The 26144-nt window shown below is 64.6% G+C and carries 26 protein-coding genes and 3 pseudogenes; 14 read left to right on the top strand and 15 right to left on the bottom strand.

Annotation, left to right across the window (positions count from 1 at the left end):
- Positions 1-72: 72 nt before the first annotated feature.
- Complete coding sequence (locus tag HG549_RS11960) at positions 73-2385, bottom strand: acylase (protein WP_170029691.1); 2313 nt, start codon at positions 2383-2385, stop codon at positions 73-75.
- 197 nt (positions 2386-2582) lie between these two features.
- Between HG549_RS11960 and HG549_RS11955 the strand changes: the two genes are divergently transcribed.
- Positions 2583-2957, top strand: a complete 375-nt coding sequence (locus tag HG549_RS11955; RefSeq protein WP_170029690.1) for a fe2+ zn2+ uptake regulation protein — start codon at positions 2583-2585, stop codon at positions 2955-2957.
- A 36-nt stretch (positions 2958-2993) separates the two neighbouring features.
- On the opposite strand, the gene HG549_RS11950 is transcribed toward HG549_RS11955, so the two are convergent.
- Positions 2994-3182, bottom strand: a complete 189-nt coding sequence (locus HG549_RS11950; protein WP_003248064.1) for a hypothetical protein — start codon at positions 3180-3182, stop codon at positions 2994-2996.
- Between the two features lie 152 nt (positions 3183-3334).
- On the opposite strand from HG549_RS11950, the gene HG549_RS11945 reads away from it, so the two are divergent.
- From HG549_RS11945 to HG549_RS11930, 4 genes are all read left to right on the top strand, one after another.
- On the top strand, positions 3335-3793 hold the full coding sequence (locus tag HG549_RS11945) for a hypothetical protein (RefSeq protein ID WP_170029689.1): 459 nt from the start codon (positions 3335-3337) through the stop codon (positions 3791-3793).
- 250 nt (positions 3794-4043) lie between these two features.
- Positions 4044-4424, top strand: a complete 381-nt coding sequence (locus HG549_RS11940) for a Mor transcription activator family protein (protein WP_170029688.1) — start codon at positions 4044-4046, stop codon at positions 4422-4424.
- Between the two features lie 66 nt (positions 4425-4490).
- On the top strand, positions 4491-5174 hold the full coding sequence (locus tag HG549_RS11935; protein ID WP_170029687.1) for a DUF2589 domain-containing protein: 684 nt from the start codon (positions 4491-4493) through the stop codon (positions 5172-5174).
- Between the two features lie 67 nt (positions 5175-5241).
- On the top strand, positions 5242-5796 hold the full coding sequence (locus tag HG549_RS11930) for a DUF2589 domain-containing protein (protein WP_170029686.1): 555 nt from the start codon (positions 5242-5244) through the stop codon (positions 5794-5796).
- Positions 5797-5815: 19 nt separating this feature from the next.
- On the opposite strand, the gene HG549_RS11925 is transcribed toward HG549_RS11930, so the two are convergent.
- The 3 genes from HG549_RS11925 to HG549_RS11915 are packed head-to-tail and all read right to left on the bottom strand — an operon-like array spanning position 5816 to position 11932.
- Positions 5816-9490, bottom strand: a complete 3675-nt coding sequence (locus tag HG549_RS11925) for a translocation/assembly module TamB domain-containing protein (protein WP_170029685.1) — start codon at positions 9488-9490, stop codon at positions 5816-5818.
- Positions 9487-11229, bottom strand: coding sequence for an autotransporter assembly complex family protein (locus HG549_RS11920; protein WP_170034161.1), 1743 nt, complete (start codon positions 11227-11229; stop codon positions 9487-9489). Before HG549_RS11920 ends, HG549_RS11925 begins: the two co-directional genes overlap by 4 nt.
- Positions 11230-11281: 52 nt before the next feature.
- Positions 11282-11932: an N-acetyltransferase gene (locus HG549_RS11915; RefSeq protein ID WP_170029684.1), complete on the bottom strand. Its 651-nt coding sequence runs from the start codon at positions 11930-11932 to the stop codon at positions 11282-11284.
- A gap of 164 nt (positions 11933-12096) precedes the next feature.
- Between HG549_RS11915 and xthA the strand changes: the two genes are divergently transcribed.
- Positions 12097-12909: an exodeoxyribonuclease III gene (gene xthA, locus HG549_RS11910; RefSeq protein ID WP_170029683.1), complete on the top strand. Its 813-nt coding sequence runs from the start codon at positions 12097-12099 to the stop codon at positions 12907-12909.
- 81 nt (positions 12910-12990) lie between these two features.
- Here xthA and HG549_RS11905 read toward each other — a convergent pair whose 3' ends face one another.
- Both HG549_RS11905 and HG549_RS11900 read right to left on the bottom strand, forming a co-directional pair.
- Positions 12991-13743 carry an anti-sigma factor gene (locus tag HG549_RS11905; protein ID WP_170029682.1) on the bottom strand — a complete coding sequence of 251 codons (753 nt, stop codon included), beginning with the start codon at positions 13741-13743 and terminating at the stop codon, positions 12991-12993.
- The gene (locus HG549_RS11900) at positions 13740-14261 is read right to left on the bottom strand and encodes a sigma-70 family RNA polymerase sigma factor (RefSeq protein WP_170029681.1); all 522 of its coding nucleotides are present in this window, start codon (positions 14259-14261) and stop codon (positions 13740-13742) included. Before HG549_RS11900 ends, HG549_RS11905 begins: the two co-directional genes overlap by 4 nt.
- A gap of 123 nt (positions 14262-14384) precedes the next feature.
- On the opposite strand from HG549_RS11900, the gene HG549_RS11895 reads away from it, so the two are divergent.
- The 5 genes from HG549_RS11895 (at position 14385) to HG549_RS11875 (ending at position 18505) form a co-directional block, all read left to right on the top strand.
- On the top strand, positions 14385-15437 hold the full coding sequence (locus HG549_RS11895; protein WP_170034159.1) for a catalase family peroxidase: 1053 nt from the start codon (positions 14385-14387) through the stop codon (positions 15435-15437).
- Positions 15434-15967, top strand: coding sequence for a cytochrome b (locus HG549_RS11890; protein WP_170029680.1), 534 nt, complete (start codon positions 15434-15436; stop codon positions 15965-15967). The genes HG549_RS11895 and HG549_RS11890 overlap by 4 nt, the downstream gene beginning before the upstream one ends.
- Before the next feature lie 84 nt (positions 15968-16051).
- Complete coding sequence (locus HG549_RS11885; protein WP_170029679.1) at positions 16052-17257, top strand: MFS transporter; 1206 nt, start codon at positions 16052-16054, stop codon at positions 17255-17257.
- A gap of 82 nt (positions 17258-17339) precedes the next feature.
- Positions 17340-17885, top strand: coding sequence for a cupin domain-containing protein (locus tag HG549_RS11880; protein ID WP_087500627.1), 546 nt, complete (start codon positions 17340-17342; stop codon positions 17883-17885).
- Between the two features lie 20 nt (positions 17886-17905).
- A complete protein-coding gene (locus tag HG549_RS11875) occupies positions 17906-18505 on the top strand; it encodes a DUF4157 domain-containing protein (protein WP_170029678.1) in 600 nt (199 codons plus the stop codon).
- 114 nt (positions 18506-18619) lie between these two features.
- On the opposite strand, the gene HG549_RS11870 is transcribed toward HG549_RS11875, so the two are convergent.
- Entirely contained in the window at positions 18620-19612 is a 993-nt protein-coding gene (locus HG549_RS11870) for a bile acid:sodium symporter family protein (RefSeq protein WP_170029677.1), read from the bottom strand.
- Positions 19613-19730: 118 nt separating this feature from the next.
- Here HG549_RS11870 and ampC point away from each other — a divergent pair, with 118 nt between their 5' ends.
- Both ampC and HG549_RS11860 read left to right on the top strand, forming a co-directional pair.
- Positions 19731-20873: a class C beta-lactamase gene (gene ampC / locus HG549_RS11865; RefSeq protein WP_170029676.1), complete on the top strand. Its 1143-nt coding sequence runs from the start codon at positions 19731-19733 to the stop codon at positions 20871-20873.
- Positions 20874-21172: 299 nt separating this feature from the next.
- Complete coding sequence (locus HG549_RS11860) at positions 21173-21505, top strand: hypothetical protein (protein ID WP_170029675.1); 333 nt, start codon at positions 21173-21175, stop codon at positions 21503-21505.
- Between the two features lie 46 nt (positions 21506-21551).
- Here HG549_RS11860 and HG549_RS11855 read toward each other — a convergent pair whose 3' ends face one another.
- The 6 genes and pseudogenes from HG549_RS11855 to HG549_RS26295 all read right to left on the bottom strand — a co-directional run.
- A complete protein-coding gene (locus HG549_RS11855; protein ID WP_170029674.1) occupies positions 21552-21863 on the bottom strand; it encodes a hypothetical protein in 312 nt (103 codons plus the stop codon).
- Between the two features lie 138 nt (positions 21864-22001).
- Positions 22002-22190, bottom strand: a complete 189-nt coding sequence (locus HG549_RS11850; protein ID WP_003253897.1) for a hypothetical protein — start codon at positions 22188-22190, stop codon at positions 22002-22004.
- A gap of 139 nt (positions 22191-22329) precedes the next feature.
- Entirely contained in the window at positions 22330-22650 is a 321-nt protein-coding gene (locus tag HG549_RS11845; protein WP_060498989.1) for a YbjQ family protein, read from the bottom strand.
- A 60-nt stretch (positions 22651-22710) separates the two neighbouring features.
- Positions 22711-23112: pseudogene (locus HG549_RS26305) on the bottom strand (EamA family transporter); the annotation flags it as partial.
- An 87-nt stretch (positions 23113-23199) separates the two neighbouring features.
- A pseudogene (locus HG549_RS26300) lies at positions 23200-23283 on the bottom strand (hypothetical protein); the annotation flags it as partial.
- A pseudogene (locus tag HG549_RS26295) lies at positions 23266-23595 on the bottom strand (EamA family transporter); the annotation flags it as partial. The pseudogenes HG549_RS26300 and HG549_RS26295, both read right to left, overlap by 18 nt.
- A 236-nt stretch (positions 23596-23831) precedes the next feature.
- Here HG549_RS26295 and HG549_RS11835 point away from each other — a divergent pair.
- Positions 23832-25223 carry a cytosine permease gene (locus HG549_RS11835; protein ID WP_170029672.1) on the top strand — a complete coding sequence of 464 codons (1392 nt, stop codon included), beginning with the start codon at positions 23832-23834 and terminating at the stop codon, positions 25221-25223.
- Between the two features lie 182 nt (positions 25224-25405).
- Here HG549_RS11835 and HG549_RS11830 read toward each other — a convergent pair whose 3' ends face one another.
- Positions 25406-26017 carry an FMN-dependent NADH-azoreductase gene (locus HG549_RS11830; protein WP_170029671.1) on the bottom strand — a complete coding sequence of 204 codons (612 nt, stop codon included), beginning with the start codon at positions 26015-26017 and terminating at the stop codon, positions 25406-25408.
- Positions 26018-26144 lie beyond the last annotated feature (127 nt).

The raw sequence follows: 26144 nt of genomic DNA, 5'->3' as shown, positions 1-26144 counted from the left end.
CCGCTTCGCGAGTAAATCCCCCCGCACAGGGACTGCACCGCTTGCCGTCATGGTGCAGTGCCTGTGCGAGCCTCAAGGCTGGCTGGCCAGCGCGCCCTTGTCCCCCTCGCTGATCACATACTGTCGGTATTCGGGGTCGGCCTGGATTTGTGCCTCGGTAAACGGTAATGGCAGCAGTTGCTTGGCCGAGAAGGCCTTGGTCTGGTCGCCGAAGTGTGCCGAACCGGCTTCGCTGGACTGCGAGAACGCCAGCAACCCGCGCGCCTCCGGCCCCTTGTCGGTAAAGCTGACCAGTTGCAGGTAGCTGGTACCACTGACCACCAGCCGCTTGCCCTGCCCGTGCGGCACGCTGTGGATCGCGTTGTACACGCCCAACGCTTGCGGGCCGCCCGGCACCGGGGTGCCATCGACTGCCTGCTGTACCTGGCCCCAGCGCACCTGCCCTGCCACACCACTCTCATTCACCTGCCTGAGCGACGCCAGCGCCGCCTGGTGCAGCCGTTTGCGCACCGCTGCCTGCTCGACCGCCAGGCCACGCGGGGTGTGCTGTGGGTCTGCCGGGTCGAAGGCCACCCGCCAGCTTTCCGGGTGCTCGGCCAATGCTTCGAACAGGTTGTTGAAGTGCACCAGGCCAATGCCACTGTCGAGGTCGGCCTTGCCGTTCCAGGTCGCCAGGCTGCTGCATACGGCCTGTACCTCGGCAGCGGCGCCCTGGCACCATTGCAGCAGGTCTGGCAGCACCAGGCTGGCCAGGTAGACCTCATCGTCGGTGACCATGCGTTGCAAATCGTCGATCGCCAAGCGGGCCTTGCCCTGCAGGCGTTGCAGGGCAAAACGGCCGCGCAGGCCCAGCGGCTGGTCACTGCGGCTTACCAGCGGCGAGTAGCCGGTCAGCGGCTGCGCCGGGTTGGTCATCCAGGCCGGGTCATTGGAGTTCTGCACGAAATCCGTGCGCTGCAGGCTCGGCAGCAGGCGTGCCGGGAAGATCCCCGGCTGTGCCGCCTGCGCATCCACTTTCCACGCACACGCACTGCGCGAGCCATCCAGCACTACCAGGCGACCCTGGGCCTGCGGATTGCTGCAGGTGTCGAGCAACTGCTGGTCGACATAGGGCACCACCGACTGGTTCAGGTACAAGGCTTGGCCACCCTGGTCCACCGCCAGCGTATTGACCCAGGGAATGCCCTGCAACCGTTCGACCGCCCGCTGCAGCGCCGCCACGCTGTCGGCGCGGTTGATCTGGTACCACTGCTGCAATACCCGGGTGTTCTCCAGGTTGGCATCACGCAAGCTGTAGGCCGTGCGGCTGTCCCAGTCCAGGCGCCCGGGCCATTGCACCACCGGGCCGAAACGCGAACTGTAGACCTCGCGTTGTACCTGGCTCAGGCTGCCATCCTCGGCCTTGACTGCAACGCTGATGGTCTGCCGGACCAGCGGCAGCGACTTGCCATCGAGCAGGTAGCGGGTCGGGTCATTGGGATCGAGCTGCAGACGATACAGGGTAAAGTGCTGCGACGTATCGACCGTGTGCGTCCAGGCCAGGTGCTGGTTGAAACCGATATTGACCACGGGCAGCCCCGGCAATGCCGCCCCCATCACATCGAGCTTGCCGGGAATGGTCAGCTGCATCTGATAGAAGCGCATGCCGCCCATCCACGGGAAGTGCGGGTTGGCCAGCAACAGGCCGCGACCATTGGCCGAACGCCGGGCTCCCAAGGCCACCGCATTGCTACCGCGCTCCAGGGCAAAACGTTCCTGACGGGCCAGGGCCGAGGCATAGCCGCTAGCGGCCTGCCGGTTGGCCAGACTGGGCGGTTGCGCACCCACCAGGGCTTCGACGAACTGCCCGACACCCCCTTCGGCCAACAGCCGGCGGGTCAGCTTGACCAGGTCTTCGCTACTGATCGGGCGCAGCCACTCGCCATTGCCGCACTCGGCGGGCAGCCCTTGGCCACGGCGCTCGGCCAGGGCCCGGTTGTAGCCACTGGCATAACCCGCCAACAGCGCCTGGACCGAGGCCGGTTGCGCCTGCAAGAACGCGTTGATGGCCGAGGGGCTGTTGAGCCAGGTGAAGAACAGGTCACTCGCCAGGTTGTCGCGCTGCTCCAGAGTCTTGCCGTTGGCACCGAAATATCGGGACCGTTCGCCGCTGACGGTCAGCACCTCGTTACCTAGCAGGCACAGATTGTCCTGGGCATAGGCGTAGCCGATGCCATATCCCAAACCCCGCTCATCCTTGGCGACGATATGCGGCACGCCGTAGCTGGTGCGACGAATCTGCGCGCTGGCATCGCCTGCGGCAGGCTGCGCCGGTACACCTGCGCTGAACACCATCAGGGTGACAGCCAGACCAGCGCAAGTCTTGGGACGGGAAAGTGGAAACACAGGCATTCCTCAATTTCGGGGGTCATCCCGATCAGACGAATACCTGAAGAGAAATTTTACCAAGTACCGGCTGATGAAACGTCTTGGACAGTAACCGGCATTTTTTTCACCGAAGGGCTGCAGTTTTTCCCTTCTCATTCGTCTTAGTCAGTGAGGCACCCATTATTTCGGGTTCGTCGACGAAAAGGAGCATTCAGATGTACAACCCGCAATCCACGATCCAGGCTGGCCACGGCCCGGACAAGGCGCCCCAGGGACAGGACGCCGTGGCCGACGAACGTACCGGCAACGAACAGATCCGTGCGCTGTTGCGCACCTTCGGCCTGCGCACCAGCCTGATCCGCCTCAAGGTGATCGACGCCCTGCACGTCGCCCAGCGCAATGGCCGCAGCATTGGCGTGCGCGGCGTGCATGCGCAACTGCAACAGCTGGATATCCCGCTGTCGTTCCTCAGCGTGCGCGAAGTCCTCAAGCGGCTGTGCGCCGAGGGCGTCATCCAGCTGGGCAGCGACAAGTGCTACAGCCTCGACCCCCAGGCGCGCGCCGTGCTGGAGCAAACGCCTTCGCGTTGAGGGCCCGGCCGGCCACAGCTGGCCGGCCGGCACCGGTCAGGGCTTGACCTTGCGCCGCAAGATACCGTTGATGACCACGACCACCACGGCAATCGCAATCGCCAGCATCTGGAAAGTCTGCTCACTGATCGTACCCTGCTTCTGCAAGTGGGACAGGCCCAGCATCAGGCCCAGTACGACCAGGATGATCAGAAGGGAATATTTGAGGCGCTGCACATGTGTCATCGAAGGTTCCTTGCAACATCTGGGGCAAATGGCTCGCAACGAGCCGCGGCAATCATACAACGGCCACCGGCCCCGGCGCTGCATTTCCTGCTGGGTGGGGCGGCGGTGGCCTGCAAGCATGGCGCTCCCAAGCTCTCGCCGCCGGAGGCACCATGTACAAACCCCTGCTGTTCGCATCGCTGCTTTTGACCCCCCTTTCCCTTCATGCATTGGACACCCACCAGGCCTCGACCGGGCAATTGCTCGACCTGGGCCGCAATCTGGCCGCCCAGGCTGGGTCCAGCCAGTGGCAGCAACTCTGGCAACGCGTGCGCCAGGCCGGCTACCTGCAGGCAAACGGTGATTCGCTGCATTTCACCGTAGCGCCGGCATTGCTGCCCGAGCTAGCCCGGCAAACCCTGGGCCGGGCAGACCAGGTACAGGCGCTGCAGCACACCCAGGCGCTGTACCGACGCCACTTTGCCGACCAGGTCATCGGCCAGCGCAATGGTCAGCCGCTGCATGCGCTGTGCTTGCTGGTCGATTGGCGCACGCTGCCACAAGGCATGCTTCACAGCCCCGAGGCGTACCTGCGTGGCGCCAGCCTGCTGAGCAGCTATCCGTGCGAGTGAGGGTTACCAGACCCAACAAGCAGAACCCGATGAGGCTCAATGGGAAACCACCCGCTACAGCCGGTTGTTGAAGCCATGTCCTACAGCGCCGGATATCGCTGCCTGCAATACCTGTTCTCCCAGGCTACAAGTCCCAACCCCTATGTCGCCTAGCGACCGGCTTTGCCCGTCGCCGAGAATTCAGCCACACCGTCGACATAACGCCGCTGGTGATCGGGTAGTAATCCCATCCATCCCCAAGGAGCGCCACATGGAATTGCCAGACTTGAGCCACATCGATATCAGCCAATTGCCCCATTCGCTGCAGGCCCTGATCGACTGCATCGGCATCGACAACGCCTACCAGCTCACCTGTGCCTACGGCGGCAGGCCGAAGTACATCCCCAAGCACCGCGAGCGCACCAAGCTCGCCGATGTGCTGCCGGCAGATGCACTTGATGCGCTGATCAAGCGCTTTGCCGGGGTCGCCCTGGAGATTCCCAAGGCTGACCACTTCCTGCGCCAGTTGCGCAACCAGCAAATCCAGAAAGAAAGCGCCAGCGGCTTGTCACGCAGCCTGCTGGCCAACAAATACGGCCTCAGCCTGCGCCAGATCGGTAACATTCGTCGCCAGGAAGCGTGCGTGCGCTGAGTCTCAACCCCCGTGGCCGGTCGCTAATGATCGCTTGTCACACCCAACCAGAAAGAGAGACCAGTCATGATAGATAACAGCCTCATTGGATCCGTCATCAACTCCTTGCCGATGGATCGCATGATTGCCGGCCCGCTGCAAGCGATGGTCCAGGCCCAGGTTACCGCGAGCAAGTCGTACGCCGACTTCATGATGCAAGTCTGCATCCAGGACGGCAAGGCAGTTGCCATCCAGTTCGACTACGACGAAACCATCGTCGACGAACAGGGTGAATACAAGGGTGTGGTCAGCAAGACCATGAAGGTGCCGCTGCTGGCGGCCATCACCCACCCGAACATTGCCATCGAAGAAGGTAAAGTCGAGTTCGAACTGACCATCCAACAGTCGGCGGAAGACTCATCCAGCAGCGACAAGAGCGGCTCAATGGCCGCCTCGCTGGGCTGGGGGCCATTCAAACTGAACATGAAGGGCAGCATCAGCCACAAGTCCACGCAAACCCGCAAGACCGATACCCGCGCTCGCTATGCCTTCAATACCACCATCAAGCGCCAGGAACCACCCGAAGCGCTGATGCGAGTGATCGACTTCCTTACCGACGCCGCCACCAAACCGACCGTCGTCAACTCGGCAAAACTGGAAAGCGCCGGTGAGATCTCGAAGGCCGACACGCTGAAAACCAGCGCGAGCACTGGAGCTGGTGCTGGTGCTGGTGCCAGTGCTGGTGCTGGAGCCGGTGCCGCAACGCCTTGAGCCACAGCAACCCGCACCTCCCCCATCCGTGTGGTGGGGGAACTACCTGCCCAGAGGAGCCAAGTGAGTGAGCAAAGGTCCCGCCCCGATGACTTCCATTGACCTGCGTGAAATTACCCGTGGCCTGCAAGAAGCCGCCAGCGCTACCAATAGTCTTATCGCGCAGCAGTACATCAACCTGTTCGACCAGTTCTTCGAATGCGACACCGAAGCCTTGGGCGCGCCCATGAAAGCCAAGATGGTCGAGGTAGCCATGGACGGCCAGCACATCATGCGCGTGCCGCTGTTCGCGCTGGTCTCGCCCAAGGGCCTGGCCCTGGAACGCATGCAGGTCGACCTGTCGGTCCGGGTCAAAGGCACCGAAGCCCAACAGGCACTGCTGAGCGCTGGCGAAAACAATGCGGCGAGCTTCAAGGTCACGATCGGCGGCCAGAGCCGTCAAGGCGAAAGCCGTGACCCCGACGAAGTGCAGATCCGCATGCAGTTCCAGGCCAGTGAACCACCGGAAGCCCTCAGTCGGCTGATCGAGCAGTACACCAACCTGATCATTCCGGTCCGTGCCCCCAGCCCGCCACCCTCGCCCGATACCAACGAGTTCATCGAGGCGGCCACCGTCCGTTGACCGCCGCCCCTTGCGCGGCTCAGAAGTCGCGCTTGTAGAAGATGTCCAGGGAGCTGGCCAGCCCACTGGCAGCTTCGAGGTAGACCTTCTTGCTCAGCTTGTAGCGCAACGCAATGGTGTTGGCGGGCTCGAACACCCCTACCCCATAGCGCAGGCTCAGCTTCTCGGTGAGGTTGCCGCTGGCGACCACGCTGGTGGTGGTGCCGGAACCTTCGGTGTCCAGCTGGAAATCATCGATGCCCAAACTCGAAGCCAGGCTGCCGGTGATGCCGGCGCTACCGGCCAGGCCCAGGCCCAAAGCCGCCTCGGCAAGCATGTTGTTGTCTTCGCCGGAAGCGCCCAGTGGCCGTCCCAGCACCAGGTATGACAAAGCCTGTTCCTGGCTCATGGCCGGCTCCGAGAACACCTTGGTAGTGGGTTGCTCTGCACTGCCGGTGAGGCGGATACCGGCGATCACGTCGTCAACCTTGCGGATTGCTTCGATGTCCAGGTACGGCTGGTCGATCGGCCCGGCAAACAGTAGCCGCGCGCGGCGAATGGTCAGGCGCTGGCCATAGGCACGGTAGCGGCCGTCGGCCAGGCTCAGTTCGCCACGGGTATCAAGGTTGTCGCCGATGTGTACATGGCCGAGCAGGTTGGCCTTCAGCCCAAAGCCGCTGAACGACAGCTTTTCACGCCCCACTTCGACGTCGATGTCCATGGCCATCGCCATGGGCGCTGTGCCCTCCTCGGTCTGGTGGCCGACGATCACCGTGTCATCCGACACTTTGACCGTGGACGGCGGCAGCTCACGCACGGTGATCGTGCCTTTGGGTACCTGAACCTTGCCGGTAACCGCCAGCTTGTCGTCGATCAGGCGCAGGGTGAGGTCCGGGGCGACCTCCAGCGTTGCATAGGGTTCCACGGTAACCGGCAACTGCTGGCCTTGCAGGCGCAGGTCCATGCCCAGTGCCTGGCCCCAGGTGAGGTTGCCACGCAACTGGCCACGCCCCGCCTCGCCACTGCGCCAGTCACCTTCGAGCTGTACCTGCTCACCGGCTATCAACGCCTGCAACGACAGGTTCTCGAAGCTGACCGGCAATTCGGCACCACTGACCTCGCCGCCGCGCAGCATCAGGTTGCCGTTGATCTGCGGCGCCAACAGGGTGCCCGACAGCCGCCCGCTGCCATTGAGCTGCCCGGCCAGGCGCTCGACCATCGGCAGGAACGGCCGCGCCACTGACAGATCAAGGCCGGCCAGGTGGAAATCCCCTGACAACGGCTTGTTCCTGCCCAGCGGGTCGAGGCGGGTATTGACGTTCAGCTCACCCAGGCGCTGGCCACGGAACACCAGGCGGGTATCGATACGCCGCGGCGCCAGCGTGCTGTCCAGGCGCAGGGCCTGGTAGGGGAAGTCGACCCAGCGATCCTTGTCACGCACGCGCAGGGTACCGCCACTGGCATCGACGACGATGCTGCCCTTGGGGCCGCTGGCCGGGATGTCCAGATTGACGTCGGCATTGAGCAGGCCCTGCCAGGCGAAGTCTTTCGGTAGCCACTGGGCCAGGCTGTCCAGCGGGAACTGCTTGAGGTGATAGCGCAAGCGTGGCTCGGGGGCCAGGCGCTGATCCTCGCCGCACAGGCTGGCCTGGCCGGAGCGCCAGCAATGGGCGCCGAAGTCCAGCTGGCCGCTGGCCAGCCGCTGCAGGCGCGCCGGTGCCTGCAACTGCCAGTCCTGGCCACCGGCCTGGACCCGCCCACTGGCCAGGCGCCCACGCCAGTCGCCCTTGTTCAGCTGGCCATCCAGGCCCAGGTCGAGCTTCAGTTGCGGGCCGTCCAGCGCCACGGTCAGGGCTTGCTGGCGAATGTCGCCCTTGCCGTTGGCCTGCAGCTCACCCAACGCCGTGTCCCCCAGGTGGATGCCGCTGGCCTTGAGCGCGACCACGCCGCGCTGGGCGTTGTCCAGGCGGGCATCCAGGCCCAGCTGCTGCAGGCGGTTGTCGGCCAGGGCCAACCGTTGGCCTTGCACGGCCAGGGTACCTTGCGGGGCCTGCAAGGTACCGGCGACGTCCAGCCGGCCCTTGACCTGGCCCTGCAGCCTTGGCCACAACTGGCCCAGCCGCGGCAGGTCGAGGTCGATCCGCCCGGCCAGGCGCTGCTGCAGGCTGCCACTGCCATTGATCCGGTTATCACCCAGTTGCACCGCCAAGGCGGCCAGCGTCCAACGCTCCCCTGCCCCTTGGGCGTCGACCTTGAGCACTGCCGGCTGGCCGCGCAGACGGCCCTTCAGGTCAAGCTGAGCCTCCAGGCCCAGCGCATCACCTTTGAGCTCGCCCTTGCTGCGCAGCGGCCCGGCCAAGGTGCCTGGCAGCTCGGCCAGCCAATAGGCTGGGTCGAGCGCCGAAAGCTGCAGGGCAACGTCCCATGCCAGGTGCTCGGCAAAACCCACGGCGACGCTGCCTTCAGCCTTGCCTTGCCCGGCGCTCAGCGCCAGCTGCGGCAGCTTGACCTGGCTCAGGTCCCCTTGGAATGGGCTGGCCAGGCTGAACGGCCCGGCCGGGCCGTCCAGGTCGCCATTGAAAGTACCTTGGTAATGGCCATCGCGGTAATGCACCTGGGCGCTGAAGCGCTTGAGCGTGACCTGAGGCGGCGTTTCCAGCGGGTACAGGCGCAGCCACGGGAAGTCCTGCCAGTCCAGTTGCGCGTCGCTGACCAGGCCCTGCTGCCAGTCGGCGCTGGCCTGCAGCTTGACGCGCTGGCTGTCGCTGGCGCTCAGGTCCAGGGCATCCAGCCTGGCCCCTTTGCTGTCGACCACGCCAGACAACAGCAAGGCCACTGGCGACTGCTCGGCGGGCAGGCTGGCAGAGCCCGACACCTTGTAACCCGTGAGCAGGTTGCCCTTGGCATCGAGGCTGAGCTGGTTGAACTGCAAAGTGTCGGGTAGCGCACTGGCTGGCTTGAATGCCTCGGAGCGAATCTGCAAGGTTGCCGGCAGATGCTCGGCCAGCGCCTGCAGTTGGCCGTTCAATGTGGCGTCGAGGTAACCGCTGCTGCTACCGGTGAGCGCCAAGGTGCTCTGCAAACCGCCGCTGGCGCTCAACGCCAGCTGCCAGGGTTTGCCGTCTAGCGCAGGCAGCTGCACCTGTGCCTGGAGTTGCACCGGCCAGTCACCCTCGGGCTGCAGGTTACCCTGCAGCTTCAACTGCAGCTCGTCGCGCTGCAGCTGCAGGCTGTCGATGCGCATCCCGCTGCTGGTCCAGTGCGCTGCCAGTTGCACGTCGCCAAGCAGGTCGCTGCCGTCCAGGCGCAACCGGTCAACCTTGACTTCCCCCAACTCGACAGCCACCGGCAAGCGCAAGGCCGGCAACTGCAGCGGGCCGCTCTCGGCCGGCTCGGCACCGGGTGCAAAGGCCATGTCGATGCGTTGTGCCTGCAACTGGCCGATGCACAAGGTGGCACGCAGCAGGCAGGCAGGCGACCAGGCCAGCAACGCTGCCTGCACTTCGACCTTGCTGTCATCGTCGGCCCAGACCAGCTGGCTGGCTTGCCAGCGACCGGCCAGACGGCCCTGGAAGTCAGTCACTTCAAGCCCTGGCACCTGGCCCAGCACCCAGCGGCTGCCAGCCTCGGTCCCCAACAGCAGGCCCACTGCAATGCCCAGGCTCGCAATTACCCCGAGCAGGCCGGTAAGCAGATACTTGATTACACGTTTCACAGCTCGGGCCCCATGGAAAAGTGCAGGCGAATGCCGCCGTCGTCATCCAGCGCCCTGGCCAGGTCCAGGCGCAACGGCCCGACCGGCGATACCCAGCGCACACCAAAGCCGACGCCGGTCTTCAGGCTCGGCAGCTCAAGGTCGTTGAACGAGTTGCCCTGGTCGACGAAGGTCGCCAGGCGCCACTTTTCGGTCAGCGAATACTGGTACTCGACGCTGCCGGCTACCAGGTAGCGCCCACCAATGCGGTCGCCGTCGCTGTTTTTAGGCGACAGGGTCTGGTAGTCGTAGCCGCGCACGCTCTGGTCGCCACCGGCGAAAAAGCGCAGTGATGGCGGCACGTTGTTCTTGAAACCATTGGTTGCACTGCCCCCGAACTGCACCCGGCCGAGCAGCCGGTGGTTGTGACCAAGGGTGGTCAGGCCCTTGAGCAGCACGTTGCCATGCAGCAGGTTGGTGTCCGAAACCAACCCTTCCTTGGCGGCCTGCACATCGAACTGCAGGCGGTAGCCGTTGTGCGGGTCGATGCGGTTGTCACTGCGCAAGAAGGAAAAGCTCACGCCCGGCATCAGCAGGTTGCTCAACCCGGAATCGTCGCCCAGGCGATACTCCTCGCGCTGGTATTTGAGCGAGATTACCCGCTGCCAGCCGCTGGGCAGCTTGCTGTGCCACTCGGGGCCGACTGTGAGCAGCTTACTCAGGGTATCGGTGCCGGCGAGCTCCTCGTTCTGGTAACCGCCAGCGAAGCGCAGCTTGTCGGTCAGCGGCGGGTCGAGCGGTATGTCGTACCACAGGCCGACGTTCTGCCGCGGTGCCGACAGTTCGGTTTCCCAGCCGTAGCTGTGGCCTTGCGGGTTGACCCAGTGGCGAGTCCAGTTGGCCTTGCCACGAGGGCCAACGTCGGTCGAGAAACCCAGGCCCAGGCCCAGGGTGCGCGGTTTGCGTGTCTGCAGGTGAACATCCACCGGGACTTCCTCTCCGACGGCCGCGGTGGGTGCTGCATCCACCCGCACGCCTTCGAAGTAGCCGCTCGACTGCAGGTCGTTGTTCAGTTCGGCGACCAGTTCGGAATCGTAGGGTGTACCTGGCTTGAACGAGACCATGCGCTGCAGCAGGTCATCGTCCAGCGGGGTGTCGCCGCCGAAGGTGACGGCGCCCAGGCGGTAGCGCGGGCCGCTCTGGTAGACCAGTTCGATATCGGCCACGCCAGCCTGTGGGTCGACCGCCAGGCGCTGGCGGCTGAAGCGCCCACTGAAGAAGCCATAGCGCGACGCCTGGTTCTGGATCAGCCGTTTGGCATCTTCGTAATGGCCATGGTTGAGTTGCTCCCCTGCCCGTAGCGCCTTGCTGTCGGGCACGCGAAAAGCCTTCAGCTCGCTGGCCGGGCCTTCGATGCGCACGGTCACGTTGCGCAGGCGAATCGGCTCGCCCGGGTCGATGCTGATGATCAGTTGCGGGGAACCGTCAGCCGCGCTGGCAGGCTTGACCTCGGTATCGATCTGGGCCTGATAGTAGCCAAGTGCCTGTGCGGCTTTGCGCGCCTGCTCCTGGGCGCCGCGACTGAAGCGCAGCAGCGCTTCTTCATCGCGGTCGCCAAGGGTACCGATGTAGCCTTCGACATTGGCCTTGAGCGCTTTGTTGGCCGGTTTTACCTTCACCAGCAACTCGCTCTGGCCCCATGCTGCGAAACTGGCGGCCCAGATAACCAGGCCCCAGGTCAATCTTCCTGAATACGTCATGCGGCGCATGCTACCAGAGCCGCGCGCTCAAGTGAGCCGCTGCGCTGCCCGCTCAGGCGAAAGCAGAATCGGAAGAGACCGGGTTGGGATGAAAGAACACCCTCTCTCGGATTGGCCCTACAGCCACCTCTCCAATTTCTTCATAGCCCTGGCGCTGGTAGAACGCCAGGTAGTGCTCGTTGCCGGTGTCCAGTACCACGCCCTGGGTGCTGGCGTCCGCAGCGCACCAGTCGTGCACGGCTTGCAACAATTGCTCGCCATACTGCTTGCCCTGAAACTGCGGGTGCACCCCCAGCAGCGGCAGTACGTGGACCTTATCGGTGGGCAGGCAGCTGGCCAGGGCCGCCTGGTAGTCCATGTAGCGGCGGGTGCAGCGCAGGCCGGTGCCCAGCATCATGCGCAGGCGCCAGGCCCAGCTGTCGGCCACGCCCAACCGCCGTAGCGGCGGCACGATCAGGGCCAGGGCGATCAGGCGGTCCTCCAGCAGCAGGCCGATGGCCGGCAGTTGCAGGTAGAAGTGCTGGCGCACCCACTCGCGCACCATCACCCGCAGGCGCCGCTCATAGCCCGGGCGCTGGGCCTCGAAGATATAGGCGAAGGTCGGTTCGTGGCGATAGGCGTTGTACAACAGTGAACGCGCTTCACGGCTGTAGCCGTCGTCGAGCAGGCAGACACGCGCCGGAGCGGCAGTGGTTTCGGGCATTGCGGGCAAACCTCCTGGAATGGGCAGACAGTGCCTTGGAGGTGCCTCAGCGTGCATCGTTCACCCCCTGCAAAGCACGTTAGCAGCCGCCCCGCGAAGCCGCCATGCTGGTGGTGGCAGGCGATGTCGGCTAGCATCGCGGCTTTTACCGGGATTGTCTTTCCATGAAGATCGTCTGTTTCAACATCAACGGCCTGCGAGCCCGCCCGCACCAGCTGGCGGCGCTGATCGAAAAGCACCAGCCGGACGTGATCGGCCTGCAGGAAACCAAGGTCAGCGACGATCAGTTCCCGCAGGCCGACGTGCAGGCACTGGGTTACCACGTGCATTACCACGGCCAGAAAGGCCATTATGGCGTCGCACTGCTGTCGCGCCAGGCGCCGCTGAGCCTGCACAAGGGCTTTACCACCGATGAGGAAGACGCCCAGCGCCGCTTCATCTGGGGCACCTTCGCCGATGCCGACGGCAACCCGATCACCATCATGAACGGCTACTTTCCCCAAGGCGAGAGCCGCGACCACCCCACCAAGTTCCCGGCCAAGCAGCGCTTCTACGGTGACCTGCAGGCACTGCTCGAAGGCCAGTTCCGCAACGACCAGCCACTGCTGGTGATGGGCGACATGAATATCTCGCCGCAGGACTGCGACATCGGCATCGGCCCGGACAATGCCAAGCGCTGGCTCAAGACCGGCAAGTGCAGCTTCCTGCCAGAGGAGCGGGAGTGGCTTGAGCGCCTGAAGGGCTGGGGCCTGGTCGACAGCTTCCGCCACCTGCACCCGGACGTGGCCGACCGCTTCAGCTGGTTCGACTACCGCAGCCGTGGTTTCGAGGACGAGCCCAAGCGCGGCCTGCGCATCGACCTGATCATGGCGTCGCAGCACCTGGTGCCACGGCTCAAGGCCGCCGGCGTGGACTACGAGCTGCGCGGGATGGAAAAGCCTTCGGACCATGCGCCGATCTGGCTGGAATTGAGCTGATCGCCGGGGCTGCTGCGCAGCCCCCAGGTGGTTGAACCGAATGCGTCAAGGGCAAGCGAGCGCCGTGCTCGATCTGCTCGTTCACAACCCCAAGCGCAACGCCTCCCCCACCCCAGCGCCGCGCACATCGTCCGCGGCGCTGACCAAGGCAAAGTTGTACGCCCCGTGCGACCAGTATCGCGCCTCCAGCTGGCCATCCACCCGCTGCCCATCCGGCATGCGCCGGTACTGCTCGCCCGGTGAACGCAGGAACAGGCTGATGCGCTGCCCCTTGCCATCCTCGAACACCAATAGCGCCGCCGGCCCTTGCTCATTGCTGAGCAGGCGCGCGCCCAGCGGTTTGAAACCATACCCTGTCAGGTCCGGCAACTGGCCCACGCGGTTGAAATGCCGGCCCAGCCAGGCGCGCAACTGCGCCGGGTCGCTGGCCTGGATATCCAGCGCCTCGCTGCCGGCAAACAGGCGGTGCGCCTGCACCGCGTCGGCCATCGGCAGCATCGCCTGCGCCAGGGTCGCCTCGCGCACCTGCCAACCGCCCAGCCCGCCCACCCCCAGTGCCAGCAACAGCACCGCCGCCGTGGCCCAGTGGCGCTGACGGCGTTGGCGTACTTGCCGCTGCAACCGGTCCAGGTCCAGTTGCGCCGCCCCAGGCAGGTCGGCAAAGCCGGCCAACGCCGCGCGCAAGCGGCGGGCATCGGCACGCCAACCCTCGACCTTGGCCGCTGCCTGCGGGTTGGCCGCCAGCCAGGCCTGCACTTCGGCGCGGCGCGCAGGCTCCAGGCGCTCATCGACATAAGCGTGCAATTCGTCTTCGCTGGGGATCAGGCGCGTCATTTCAGTCTCCGCAAGGCTGGTGGCTGGGGGTCACCCTCGGTCAGTTGGCGCAAGGCATTGCGTGCGCGTGACAGGCGCGACATCACGGTGCCGATGGGGATGCCAAGCGCCTCGGCGGCCTCCTTGTAGCTCAGGCCTTCGACAGTCACCAGCAGCAGCAAGGCACGCTGCTCCGCCGTCAACCAGGCAAACGCCTGCAGGTCGGCCTGGGCCTGGACGATGGCCTCGAGGTTGTCGCCAACCGGCTCTTCATCACGTTCGCCCCGGCCAAACCAGGACAGCCAGCGTGCATGCAGGCGCTCGCGACGTTTACCGTCGAGAAACAGCCGATAAAGAATGGTGAACAGCCAGGCGCGCAGCGCATCGGCGTCACGCTGTTGACCGCGCCGGCTCAGGGCCCGCTCGACCGTGGCCTGCACCAGGTCATCGGCGCTGCCCGGCTCGCGGGTCAGCCACACGGCAAAGCGGCGCAGGCGGGCAAGCAGTTCGCGCCACTGGTGGTCGTCCAGGTCGTGCATGGCAAGGTCCGGCCTCTGGGTTGGTCAGTGTAGGTAGCAGACGCCTGTGCGCAAATTCTATTCCCCTCGAGGGAATAAGTTTTACCCGACGCCGTCGTACCGGCACCTTCACTGAACCGGACCCTGACCATGAAATCACCCCTGCACGGCCAAGCCCTGGCCCTGCGCCTGGCCGCCATCGGCGCCGTGGTGCTGGCCGCCGGCGCCAGCTTTGCCTATGCCGCCGGCTGGCTCGGCCAGCCTCGGCTGACCCCGCAACGGATCATCGACACGTTCGAAGCGCAGGCCGGGCATTACCCGGGCTACCGCAAGAACCACGCCAAGGGCCTGTGCGTCAGTGGCTACTTCCAGGCCAGCGGCCAGGCCGCCAGCCTGTCTACAGCGCGCGTGTTCAGCCAGCAACGGGTGCCGGTGACTGGCCGTTTCGCCATCGGCGGTGCCAACCCGTTCGCCCCGGACACCGGCATACCGGTACGCAGCCTGGCCATCCAGCTCAGCACCGACGACGGCCAGGTCTGGCGTACCGGCATGAACAACCCGCCGGTGCTGGCGGTCAGCACACCGCAGGGGTTTTATGAGCAAGTGCTGGCAAGCGCGCCCGACCCGGCCACCGGCAAACCGGACCCAGGCAAACTGCAGGCGTTCTTCGCCGCCCATCCGGAAAGTGCAGCATTTCGCCAATGGGCGGCCAGCTACAAGCCAAGCAACAGCTTTGCCAGCACGCAGTACCACAGCATCAATGCCTTCCGCCTGATCGACAGCGCCGGCACCGCCCACCCGGTACGCTGGCAACTTGAGCCGCACAGCGCGTTTGCCGCGTTGCCTGCCCAGGTCGATGACAAGCAGTACCTGCAACACGACCTGCAGCAGCGCCTGGCCCAGGGCCCATTGCGCTGGACCCTGCGCCTGGTCCTGGCCGACCCGGGCGATGCGCTGGACGACCCTGCCCGCCCCTGGCCCGCCGAACGGCGCAGCGTGGATGCCGGCACCCTGGTACTGGAACAGGTCGATGCCCCCGAACAAGGTGCCTGCCGTGACCTCAACTTCGACCCGCTGATCCTGCCCACAGGTATAGAAGCGTCCAACGACCCGATCCTCGCCGCGCGCTCCTCTGCCTATTCGGAATCCTTCAACCGCCGCAGCCGTGAATCGCTCAGCACTGGAGCCCAGCCATGAGACCCGAAGCCTTCCACCCGCTTGCCCGCCTGTTGCATTGGTTGATGGCGCTATTGATCCTGGCCATGTTGTTCATCGGTGTGAGCATGGTCGTGGACCTGTCGCCACGCCATACCCTGCTGCTCAGCCTGCACAAGGCCACCGGCCTGGCCCTGCTGCTGCTGGTCGTGCTGCGCATCGCGGTACGCCTGGGCGTGCCTCACCCGCCTTTGCCGCACGACCTGCCAACGCCACAGCGCTGGGCCGCCGCGGCTTCGCATGTGCTGCTCTATGGCCTGATGCTGGGCATGCCACTGTTGGGCTGGGCCATGCTGTCTGCGGGTGGTTACCCACCCCCGCTGGGTTTGCCGGCAATCGCCCCACACGACCTGCAGCTGTATGCCGTGCTGCGCCAGGCCCACGGCTGGGCCGGCTACCTGCTGTTTGCCACTGTGCTGGTGCACGTGGCCGCAGCCTTGATGCACGCGTGGGTGCGCCGGGACGGCGTGTTGCGTAGCATGTGGCCAGGCCCCCTGCGCCGCAACCCGTGACCGCCAGCAGACAGGGCCTTCGACAATCGATGATAACGCCCGCCCTCTCGGCTTACTGTTTGCCGTACTGCCCTGGACTGTCTGATGAACCTCGCAAAGGACCCTGCCACTCTGCTGCCTGCCAGCACGCTGGATCTACGGCCACTGTTGCTGGCCAACATGGCCTGCACCCTGTCGATGATGGCTTTTGTCGCGCTGGTCGGCCCGCTTGCCCGGCAGCTTGGCATGGCTACCTGGCAAGCCGGTGCCGCAGTGACCGTGGCGGGGGTGGTCTGGGTGCTGCTGGCACGCCCCTGGGGGCGCGCGGCGGACCGCCTCGGCCGCCGACGTGTGCTGCTGCTGGGCAGTGCCGGCTTCACCGTGGGGTACTGGCTGTTGTGCCTGTTCGTCGAAGGCGCTCTGCGCTGGCTGCCGGGAGCGACCCTGGCGTTCGTCGGCCTGACCGTGGCACGCGCTTGCATCGGCGCCTTCTATGCCGCCATCCCGGTGGGCTGCAACGCGCTGATCGCCGACCATGTCGAACCACAACGCCGGGCCCGCGCCATGGCCGCGCTGGGCGCCGCCAATGCCGTCGGCCTGGTAGTCGGGCCAGCGCTGGCAGCGCTGCTGGCACGGCACAGCCTGAGCCTGCCGTTCCACATCCTGTCGCTGTTGCCGGCCAGTGCCTTTCTAGTCCTGCTGTTGCGCCTCAAACCGCAGGCGCTGGCGCAGCGCCACGCCCCCAGCCCGGTGCGGCTGACCGACCCGCGCCTGCGCCGGCCGCTGCTGGTGGCATTCTGCGCCATGCTCAGTGTCACGGTATCGCAGATCATCGTCGGTTTCTTTGCCCTCGACCGCCTGCACCTGGGCCCGACCGAAGCCGCCCAGGCTGCCGGGATTGCCCTGACCACGGTGGGCGTGGCGCTGATCCTGGCACAGGTGTTGTTGCGCCAGCTGGAATGGCCGCCGCTGAAAATGATCCGGGTCGGGGCCACGCTGTCGGCCCTGGGCTTTGCCTGCGGCGCCCTGGCAACCAGCGCGCCGTGGCTGTGGGCCTGTTATTTTGTCGCGGCGGCGGGCATGGGCTTCGTGTTCCCGGCATTTTCCGCGCTGGCGGCAAACGCCATGCACGCCTCGGAACAAGGCGCCACCGCCGGTTCCATCGGCGCAGCGCAGGGCATGGGCGCGGTGGTCGGGCCGCTGGCAGGCACCCTGGTGTATGCACTGGACCCACGCTTGCCGTTCCTCGCTGTTGCGGCCCTGTTGCTATTGGTCGGGCTGTGGCCGATGCCCCGCGAACAAAGGGCCTGACAAGCACAGCGCGCAAGCGAGCAGAGTGTGTTTTAATGCGCATCGCTCATTATTTTTGACACCTCTTGATAACAAGGCGGCTATGGACACGGGGACGCGACTCAAACTGGTGCGTGAACGCAACAACCTCTCCCAACGGGAACTGGCCCGCCGCAGCGGGCTGACCAATTCGACGATCTCGCAGATCGAACAGAATCGCGTCAGCCCTTCGGTCAGCTCCCTGAAAAAACTGCTCGAAGGCATTCCCATGAGCCTGGCGGAGTTCTTCAGCTTCGACGAACCGGTGCGCGAAGAACGCTACGTATTCCGTGCTGGCGAACAGCCAGACCTGGGGCGCAACGGCCTGCGCATGCTGCTGGTCGGTGCCAGTGTCGAAGGCCGGCAGATGCGTATGCTGCGCGAGCTGTATGCACCGGGCGCTGACTCGGGCGAGCCGATCGTGCATGCCGAGGGTGAAGAGTGTGGCCTGGTCACCCGCGGCACCGTCGAGTTGTGGGTCGATGGGCAGGTCAGCGTGCTCAACTCGGGCGATGGCTACTACATTCCCACCACCTTGCCGCACAGTTTCAAGAATATCGGCCCGGACGAGGCCGAGATCATCAGCGCCAACACCCCGGCGAATTTCTGACCTTGCTGAACAGGCCCTGAATGAAGCGGATCACTATGCTGCTGGGGCTGCTGCTGGGGCTGGCCCAGCCTGCGCTGGCCGGCCAGGCTTGCCCGCCCGGGCAGTATCAGGTCTGCCTGATGGGCTGCTTCTGCGCCCCGATCGACCCCGGCCAGGCCGGGCAGATCCTCAAGGATGTGGGAAGCGTGGCCTCGTCCAGCCTGACCTACGCCTTGCAGCAAGCCCGTGACGAGGCCACCGCCAACGGCGTGCAACCGATCCCGTTGCACATCCGCGCGCAGCTCGAACCCTGGTATGACTTTGCCGTGCTCGACGCGGCGCGCTACCGGGTGGGTGACGAGCAGCAAATGAGCGCGGCCAATGCGCTGCTGCAGAACCCTGACGTGAACGCCGTGACGCTGATCGACACGATCATCTTCCGCCGCCCCTCCGATGCCGAGGACAACGTGGCCTTGTGGGCACACGAGCTCAAGCATGTGCAGCAGTATCAGCAGCTGGGTGTGGAAGAGTTCGCCCGGCGCTACACGCGCAACTACGACGACCTGGAAGCGCCGGCTTACAAGATCGAGGCTGAAGTGCGCAAGGCGCTGCGCGAGCGTGGTTCAGGGCAGGCCAGGTAAGCCACGCGTTGCTTCGCAGCGCTATCGCCGGCAAGCCAGCTGCTAGCAGTAGAGCCATGACTTGAGATCGATGCGCTCGAGGTGGGCAGCAGGTTTGCCGGCGACAGGGCCCCGTCAGGACGCCGCTGAAGCCTCTTCAGCCAGCTGTTGACGGCTGGCATAGCGTTGCGCCAGCACCGCACAGACCATCAGCTGGATCTGGTGGAACAGCATCAGCGGCAAGATCATCGCGCCGATGCCGCTGCCGACGAACAGCACCTGGGCCATCGGTACCCCGGTGGCCAGGCTTTTCTTCGAGCCGGCGAACAGGATGGTGATGCGGTCCTCCAGGGCAAAGCCCAACAGCTTGCCCAACTGGCGGGTACCAAACAGCACCACCGCCAGCAGGATCGCGCATACGGCAAACAATCCGGCCAGGTGCTGCGGCGATACCGTGTGCCACAAGCCGGTGACCACCGCCTCGCTGAAGGCGGTATACACCACCAGCAGGATCGAGCCCTGGTCCACTACCTTCAACCAGCGTGCATTGCGCTTGACCCAGGCGCCGATCCAGCGCCGCGCGAGCTGCCCGGCCACGAACGGCACCAGCAGCTGCAGGGTGATCTTCAGCACCGCATCCAGGCCTGAGCCGGTATCACCGCTGGCGCCCAGCAGCAGCATGACCAGCAGGGGCGTGAGGAAGATGCCCAGCAGGCTCGATGCCGCCGCGCTGCAGATGGCTGCCGGCACGTTACCGCGTGCCAGCGAAGTGAAGGCAATGGCCGACTGCACGGTGGCCGGCAAGGCACACAGGTACAAGACACCCAGGTACAGCTCGTTGCCCACCAGCGGTACGAACAGCGGCTTGAATGCCAGGCCCAGCAGCGGGAACAGCACGAAGGTGCAGGTAAACACCAGCCCGTGCAGGCGCCAATGCCCAGCACCGGCGATGATCGCTTCGCGCGACAGTTTGGCCCCATGCAGGAAGAACAGCAGGCCGATGGCCAGGTTGGTCAGCCAACCGAAATACACCGCGCCGTCACCCGAGCAGGGCAGCACGGTGGCGATCAGGACCACCCCGAGCAAGGCCAGGGTGAAATTGTCGAACAACATGCGCAAATACTTCATCACAGTTTCCGTCTTGTCATTGGGCAAGGGCAGACGATAAGGTCTTCGGCTTTTCACCGCTAACGCCGGAACCCCCACCGGTATCGCTCAACGGACACTTCCCGCAAAGGACCCGCCCATGCCCTTCCCCCGCCTGGCCGCAGTTGCAGCCGCCCTCACCCTCGCTCTAGGCCACAGCGCCGCCGAAGCCGATGACCAGCTGCAGGCCAAGGTCGACCGGATCATCCGCCCGCTGATGCAGGAACAAGGCATTTCCGGCATGGCCGTGGCGCTCTATGCCCGCGACCACGCGCACTATTTCAACTACGGCGTGGCGAGCAAGGACGACCCTGTGCCGGTCAGCCGCGACACGCTGTTTGAAATCGGTTCGCTGAGCAAGACCTACACCGCTACCCTGGCCGCACTGGCCAGTGCCGAGGGCAAACTGGACCTCGCCGCCCCGGCCAAGCGCTATCACCCAGCGCTGGCCGGGGCGCCTCTCGGCGAGGCAAGCGTGCTGGACCTGGGCACCTATAGCGCCGACTGCCTGCCGTTGCAGTTCCCGGACACGGTGCAGACCGCACAGCAGGTAGTCGATTTCTTCCGTCACTGGCAGCCCCGGGCCAAAGCGGGTACCCAGCGCTGCTATTCCAACCCCAGCCTGGGGCTGTTCGGCGACCTGGCCGCTCGCGCCCAGCATCAACCGTTCTCGGCCCTGATGAGTGAAGGCCTGCTGGCGAAAATGGGCCTGCAGAACACCTACCTGCAGGTCCCGGCCGATGCCCAGGGGCTGTATGCCCAAGGCTACGACGCCAGCGACAGGCCGGTGCGGGTTGGCCCCGGCCCTTACGCAGATGAGGCGTACGGCATCAAGACCAGCGCCAGCGACCTACTGCGCTATGTGCGCCTGGCCATGCAACCGGACGGCCTGCCCCCTGCCCTGGTGCAAGCGACAACCATTACCCGACAGGGCTACTTCCAGGTCGGTGCCATGACCCAGGGCCTGGGCTGGGAGCGCTACCCGTATCCGGTCACGCTGGCTACCCTGGTCGACGGCAACAGCCCGCGGCTCATTCGCGAACCGCAGGCGACCACACGCTTGCAACCGGCCCTGCCCGCGGTCTCGGCAGCCTGGTACAACAAGACCGGCTCGACCAATGGTTTCGGCGCCTACGCCGCGTTCGTGCCGTCCGAACAACTGGCCATCGTGTTACTGGCCAACCGCAACTACCCCAACGAAGCCCGCGTACGCGCCGCCTTCGAGATCCTTTCAGGGCTGTAGCGGCGGCAGCAATTGTCGAACAAAACGACACAATGTAGTGAGGAAAAATATTCACTACAAAATGGTTGACGCCGTTCATCGCCCTTGGGCATGATGAAGCCGTCTCTCTGATCGGGAGCGGTGGCAAGGGTGTTCCAGACGGCCTGCGCGGTAACGCAGGCCGTCCGTGGAGAGGGAAACTGTCCAAAAGGCAGCGTGAGAAAGCCCCTGTTGCGATGCTGCTGTAGCAGCCTTGGTAGTGCGCTACACCGTGGTAGCGCCAACTGTGAAAATCACTACGACTGGGTAATGGGGGCTTTATGATGAACTTGAACAACAATCCGACTATCGACCAATTGGCCCAGCTGTTCGCCATGCGCAAGGACAGCCTTGACGACCACCTGCTGTGGGTCAGCCAAACCGGTGAAGTGCGCCTCGACCGCCTGCCACCGAATACCGTCGAAGCTGAATTCGAAGAGCACCTGCCCAGCATGCGTGCCCGCTTCAAGGTCTACCGCCGTGGCCAGGGCTACGTCGGCAAGAAGGCCGCCGCTGACACCGAGTTCGTCGGCCGCGTCCTGCAGACCCTGCAACAACAATGGCCCGCTGTTCGTGAACAGCAGGCCGTCAAGGTGATCGATTCGATCAATTGAGGATCCGCCTCCTTGATCAAGCCCGGCCCGCCAAGGCCGGGCTTTTTCATGCCTGACGCCGACGGTGGCGGGTTTCCGGCAAAGGCAAGGCCCCGGTGGCCATCGCCCGGGCACGGTCGACACCCCAGACCAGGGCGCGGGTCATGGTCTCGCCAGGCCGCGCGGGGTAATACTCCTCCAGCAGTGCCCGACCGTCCCCGGCATACAACCCCAGGAACAACTGGGTCGCCCCCAGCCGTGACAGGCGCACCTGCACGTCCAGCGTGGTACCGTCACTGAGCGCTTCATCATGGCTGCGGCTATGCAATTGGGCGTCAGCCCACCGCCAATAAGTCTCTTCCCTGACTCGCATGAGCATTCAATCCTCCGTTGCGCAATGCGGCGTCAGGAAATCACAGTCTTGGCCATCCGGCGAGTGCTACCCGGCAATGCCATGAGGCGGATCAACGAATAGCAACAAAAACCCCGCCGTTCGGCGGGGTCTTGTTGGGGCGGGTCACTTCTTCAGTGGCACCCGCGGCATGAAGCGGCCTTTTTTGCTGCGCTGCAGGTGGGCGGGTTGGAGCTGTTCGGAATCATCCAGCGTCATGTGGGCGAAACCCAGGCGGAATGCCGCCTGGCCGCAACGCACCTGGCTGTTGATCGGGAACGCGTCGTTCAGGTCTTCGAAAAAGGATTCGCTCATGCCCTGTCTCCCTCCAGTGGCGGACGCGCCGGCAACCAGAAGGGTTGCCCAGGTAAACGCGACCAGTGGAAATCAGACTAGCTGGTCATTTGCGGACCGCCCGGACTGAAATACCGGGCCCGACCAGCGGCTGAACGCGCTACTTCAAGCGCACCGCCGTACCGGTGGCAAATACCACGACCATGCCACCCTGTACCGATGGCATGCTGATCTCGAAATCCACTCCCACTACGGCATCGGCTTGCAACTGGCGTGCCCGCGCTTTCAGTTCTTCGGTAGCCTGCTCCCGGGCCTCGCGCAGTGCGCTTTCCAGGGTTTGTGAGCGGCCGCCAAAGACATCGCGGAACCGTGCAAAGAAATCGCGCACGAAGTTGATGCCTTGCACCGATTCGGAGCTGACCACGCCCAGGTACTCGGCAATCGGGCGCCCTTCAAGCTGGCTGGTGGTGGAAATGATCATGGGTGCACTCCATTGGCCTGGCAAAAGAGGCCGATTCTAGCAAAGAGCAGCACCGCCGATTCATGCGCTGACCGCGCGCAAGCGCTGGCCGATGCGCGCGCCGAACACGTTCACCAGCAACCCAGCCATCACCAGCAAAGCGCCCCAGCCCTGCGTTGCCGTCAGCCGCTCGCCCAGCAACAGTGCCGACGAACTCAAGCCGATCACCGGCACCAGCAGCGAGAACGGGGCCACTTTGCCAGCCGGGTGGCGCGACAGCAGCTTGCTCCACAGGCTGTAGCCCAGCATGGTGGCGACGAACGCCAGGTAGGCCAGGGCCAGCACCGAACTCCAACCGATGTTGGCCAAGGCATGGCCAATGCGCTCCGGCCCTTCCAGCCACCAGGACAATGCCAGGAACGGCAGCGGCGGAATCAGCCCGCCCCAGATCACCAGCGCCACCAGGTCAACCGAGCCAAAGCGCCGGGTAATGATGTTGCCCAGGCCCCACATGGCACCGCCGCACAGGGTCAGCACCAGTGCCAGCACCGGTACATCGCCGCCGTCTTCGCTACCGATCAGGGCCAAGCCGCTGGCCGCCACCAGCAACCCCAGCACGCTGGGCAGGCGCAGCCGCTCGCCGAGGAACAATGCAGCAAAACCCAGGGTGAAGAACGCCTGCGATTGCAGGATCAACGAGGCCAGCCCTGGTGGCATGCCGCTGTACATGGCCTGGAACAGGAAGGCGAACTGGCCCAGGGAAATGGTCGCACCGTAGGCGACCAGCCAGCGCCAGGGCAACCGGGGCCGCCTGATCAGCAGGATTGCCGGGAACGCCACCAACAAGAAGCGCAATGCCCCCAGCAACATCGGCGGCAAGCCATCGAGGCCAACCTTGATGACCACGAAGTTGACTCCCCAGGCGACGATTACCACCAGGGCGATCAGCAGGTCCTTGAGCGGCATTGCAGCATCCTTCTTCCAGGCTTTTTGACATATTTCGTTACAGCATAAGGCTATTCCTGTAGCGGGGACCGGCACAGTTGCGGCTCATCATTGCGCAACAGTGCCACTGTTCCATTCGCGACGCCCCTGCTTGACCCTGCTTGTATATACATGCTCACATGAGGACAACGTCATCCGCCTCGCGCCCTCCCGATGACTGACTCGCTTACACAAATACAATGAAGCGGAGCCACCGAATGACCAGCAAACCCGTGTTCGAGCGGCGCTCGATCGACTACATCCCTGAAACTGAACGCCATGGGCGCGTATACAGCCAGTTCACCCTGTGGCTCGGGGCCAACCTGCAGATCACTGCAATCGTGACCGGCGCGCTGGCCGTGGTGCTCGGTGGCGATGTGTTCTGGTCATTGATTGGCCTGTTGCTCGGCCAATTGATCGGTGGCGCGGTCATGGCCCTGCATGCAGCCCAGGGCCCACGCCTCGGGCTGCCGCAGATGATTTCCAGCCGCGTGCAGTTCGGGGTCTATGGCGCAGCCATACCGATGGTGCTGGTGTGCCTGATGTACCTGGGCTTTACCGCTACCGGCACGGTACTCTCCGGGCAGGCAATCGGCCAACTGTTGGACGTCAGCGACAGCACCGGCATCCTGATTTTCGCCAGCGTCATCGTTCTCGCCACCTTGGCCGGCTACCGGGTGATCCACTGGATCGGGCGAGTCGCCAGCGTTCTGGGGATCATTGCCTTCGTCTACCTGTTCAGCCGCATCCTGATGCTGGCCGACATCGGGCAACTACTGGACAACCGCCACTTCAGCTGGGCATCGTTCATGCTCGCGGTGTCACTGGCGGCGTCCTGGCAGATCGCCTTCGGCCCTTATGTCGCCGACTATTCGCGCTACCTGCCAAGCAGCACCTCGCCAGGCAAGACTTTCCTCGCTGCCGGGTTGGGCTCGGTGATCGGCGCGCAGGCATCAATGGTGCTCGGGGTATTTGCCGTGGCTATCGCCGGTGGCCAGTTCGCCGGCCATGAAGTGGCATACATCGTTGGCCTGGGCGGTGCCGGCAGCACCGCAGCGCTGCTGTATTTCTGCATCGCCTTCGGCAAGGTGACCATCTCGACGCTGAATGGCAGCTTCATGTGCATTGCCACCATCATCAGCGGCTTTCGCGGCCACCTGGCGATCGGTCGGCTACAGCGCCTGCTGTTCGTCCTGGCAATCGTCGGTGCCGCGACCCTGCTGGCCCTGCTTGGCCAGCATTCGTTTCTCAGCGCGTTCAAGTCGTTCATCCTGTTCCTGCTGACGTTCTTCGTGCCGTGGAGCGCGGTCAACCTGGTCGACTACTACTTCATCACCAAGGAACGTTACGACATCCCTGCCCTCGCCGACCCACAGGGCCGCTATGGCCGCTGGAACTGGCCCGGGATCATCGTCTACAGCGTCGGCGTGCTGGTCCAGATGCCGTTCATCGACACCAAGCTGTACACGGGGCCGATGGTCGAGCACCTGGGCGGTGTGGATGTATCGTGGCTGATCGGCCTGGTAGTACCGAGCGTGCTGTACTACCTGGTGGCACGCCAGCGGGCCCACCACGCGCCCGTGTCGATGATCGTGCCTGAAACTCACTGAGCCGCGCAGAAACGGCTTGTAGCAACCGCCAGGCCGACGCGGTCATGCAGGCGCGGCCTGGGTCGCGAAAAAGCCGCAAAGCGGCCCCCAATTCCAGCGTCATCGCCGAGATCTCCGGGGCCGCCTTGCGGCTCTTTCGCGACACAAGGCCGCTGTTACAGCGTCAGCGTTTGGTACCTGACTCAGGCAGCCGCAAACAGTTCGTTGGCAATTTGCGCCTGGGCAGCGTCGATCGCCTGGCTGCGCTGCTCAGGGCCGTAGGCCAGGCCATGGGCGCGGACGATTTCCAGGTCGGTGATGCCGATGAAGCCCAGGAACACCTTGAGGAATTCCTCATGCCCGGCACCGCTCGGCTGGCCAGCGTGCAGGCCACCGGCGGTGGACACCAGCACGACTTTCTTGTTGCCGCACAGGCCTTCCGGGCCGGCTTCGGTGTAGCGGAAGGTCTTGCCAGCGACGGCAACACGGTCGATCCAGGCCTTGAGCTGGGTCGGCACGGTGAAGTTGTACATCGGCGCGCCGATCACCACGGCATCCGCCGCCAGGAACTCTTCCAGGGTTTCTGCGCTGAGCTTGGCCTCGAAGGCCTGGGCTGCATCGCGCACGTCTTCCGGGGTACCCGCCGCTACCAGGGTGGCTGCAGAGAAGTGGGCGATGGCGTCGGCGGCCAGGTCGCGGTACACCACTTCCACGCTCGGGTCGGCAGCTTTCCAGGCTTCGACCACTTCGCGGCTCAGTTGGCGGGAGGCGGAATTGTCGCCCAGGATGCTCGAATCGATATGCAGTAGTTTCATGGGACTCTCCTGTGAATGACGACCGCGACAGTGGGCGATCACGATGGAGAGAATCCTACCGAGGGAGCCAATGGCTGATAAGTCAGCAAAAATGCGTTAGTTTGTCCCACAGATGGAACAGTGAGAC

This window comes from Pseudomonas sp. SK (genome assembly GCF_012975065.1).
Classification (GTDB): domain Bacteria; phylum Pseudomonadota; class Gammaproteobacteria; order Pseudomonadales; family Pseudomonadaceae; genus Aquipseudomonas; species Aquipseudomonas anuradhapurensis.
This window is presented reverse-complemented; position numbering and strand designations above follow the sequence as displayed.

Excerpts from the sequence above, each read along its gene's own strand:
- HG549_RS11875 (WP_170029678.1), top strand. The coding sequence starts at position 17,906 with ATGAAGCGGATCACTATGCTGCTGGGGCTGCTGCTGGGGCTGGCCCAG.
- HG549_RS11885 (WP_170029679.1), top strand. The coding sequence starts at position 16,052 with ATGAACCTCGCAAAGGACCCTGCCACTCTGCTGCCTGCCAGCACGCTG.
- HG549_RS11880 (WP_087500627.1), top strand. The coding sequence starts at position 17,340 with ATGGACACGGGGACGCGACTCAAACTGGTGCGTGAACGCAACAACCTC.
- HG549_RS11950 (WP_003248064.1), bottom strand. The coding sequence starts at position 3,182 with ATGACACATGTGCAGCGCCTCAAATATTCCCTTCTGATCATCCTGGTC.
- HG549_RS11870 (WP_170029677.1), bottom strand. The coding sequence starts at position 19,612 with ATGAAGTATTTGCGCATGTTGTTCGACAATTTCACCCTGGCCTTGCTC.
- xthA (WP_170029683.1), top strand. The coding sequence starts at position 12,097 with ATGAAGATCGTCTGTTTCAACATCAACGGCCTGCGAGCCCGCCCGCAC.
- HG549_RS11920 (WP_170034161.1), bottom strand. The coding sequence starts at position 11,229 with ATGACGTATTCAGGAAGATTGACCTGGGGCCTGGTTATCTGGGCCGCC.
- HG549_RS11935 (WP_170029687.1), top strand. The coding sequence starts at position 4,491 with ATGATAGATAACAGCCTCATTGGATCCGTCATCAACTCCTTGCCGATG.
- HG549_RS11955 (WP_170029690.1), top strand. The coding sequence starts at position 2,583 with ATGTACAACCCGCAATCCACGATCCAGGCTGGCCACGGCCCGGACAAG.
- HG549_RS11850 (WP_003253897.1), bottom strand. The coding sequence starts at position 22,190 with ATGAGCGAATCCTTTTTCGAAGACCTGAACGACGCGTTCCCGATCAAC.
- HG549_RS11945 (WP_170029689.1), top strand. The coding sequence starts at position 3,335 with ATGTACAAACCCCTGCTGTTCGCATCGCTGCTTTTGACCCCCCTTTCC.
- HG549_RS11835 (WP_170029672.1), top strand. The coding sequence starts at position 23,832 with ATGACCAGCAAACCCGTGTTCGAGCGGCGCTCGATCGACTACATCCCT.
- HG549_RS11905 (WP_170029682.1), bottom strand. The coding sequence starts at position 13,743 with ATGACGCGCCTGATCCCCAGCGAAGACGAATTGCACGCTTATGTCGAT.
- HG549_RS11890 (WP_170029680.1), top strand. The coding sequence starts at position 15,434 with ATGAGACCCGAAGCCTTCCACCCGCTTGCCCGCCTGTTGCATTGGTTG.
- HG549_RS11915 (WP_170029684.1), bottom strand. The coding sequence starts at position 11,932 with ATGCCCGAAACCACTGCCGCTCCGGCGCGTGTCTGCCTGCTCGACGAC.
- ampC (WP_170029676.1), top strand. The coding sequence starts at position 19,731 with ATGCCCTTCCCCCGCCTGGCCGCAGTTGCAGCCGCCCTCACCCTCGCT.
- HG549_RS11860 (WP_170029675.1), top strand. The coding sequence starts at position 21,173 with ATGATGAACTTGAACAACAATCCGACTATCGACCAATTGGCCCAGCTG.
- HG549_RS11845 (WP_060498989.1), bottom strand. The coding sequence starts at position 22,650 with ATGATCATTTCCACCACCAGCCAGCTTGAAGGGCGCCCGATTGCCGAG.
- HG549_RS11830 (WP_170029671.1), bottom strand. The coding sequence starts at position 26,017 with ATGAAACTACTGCATATCGATTCGAGCATCCTGGGCGACAATTCCGCC.
- HG549_RS11855 (WP_170029674.1), bottom strand. The coding sequence starts at position 21,863 with ATGCTCATGCGAGTCAGGGAAGAGACTTATTGGCGGTGGGCTGACGCC.
- HG549_RS11940 (WP_170029688.1), top strand. The coding sequence starts at position 4,044 with ATGGAATTGCCAGACTTGAGCCACATCGATATCAGCCAATTGCCCCAT.
- HG549_RS11900 (WP_170029681.1), bottom strand. The coding sequence starts at position 14,261 with ATGCACGACCTGGACGACCACCAGTGGCGCGAACTGCTTGCCCGCCTG.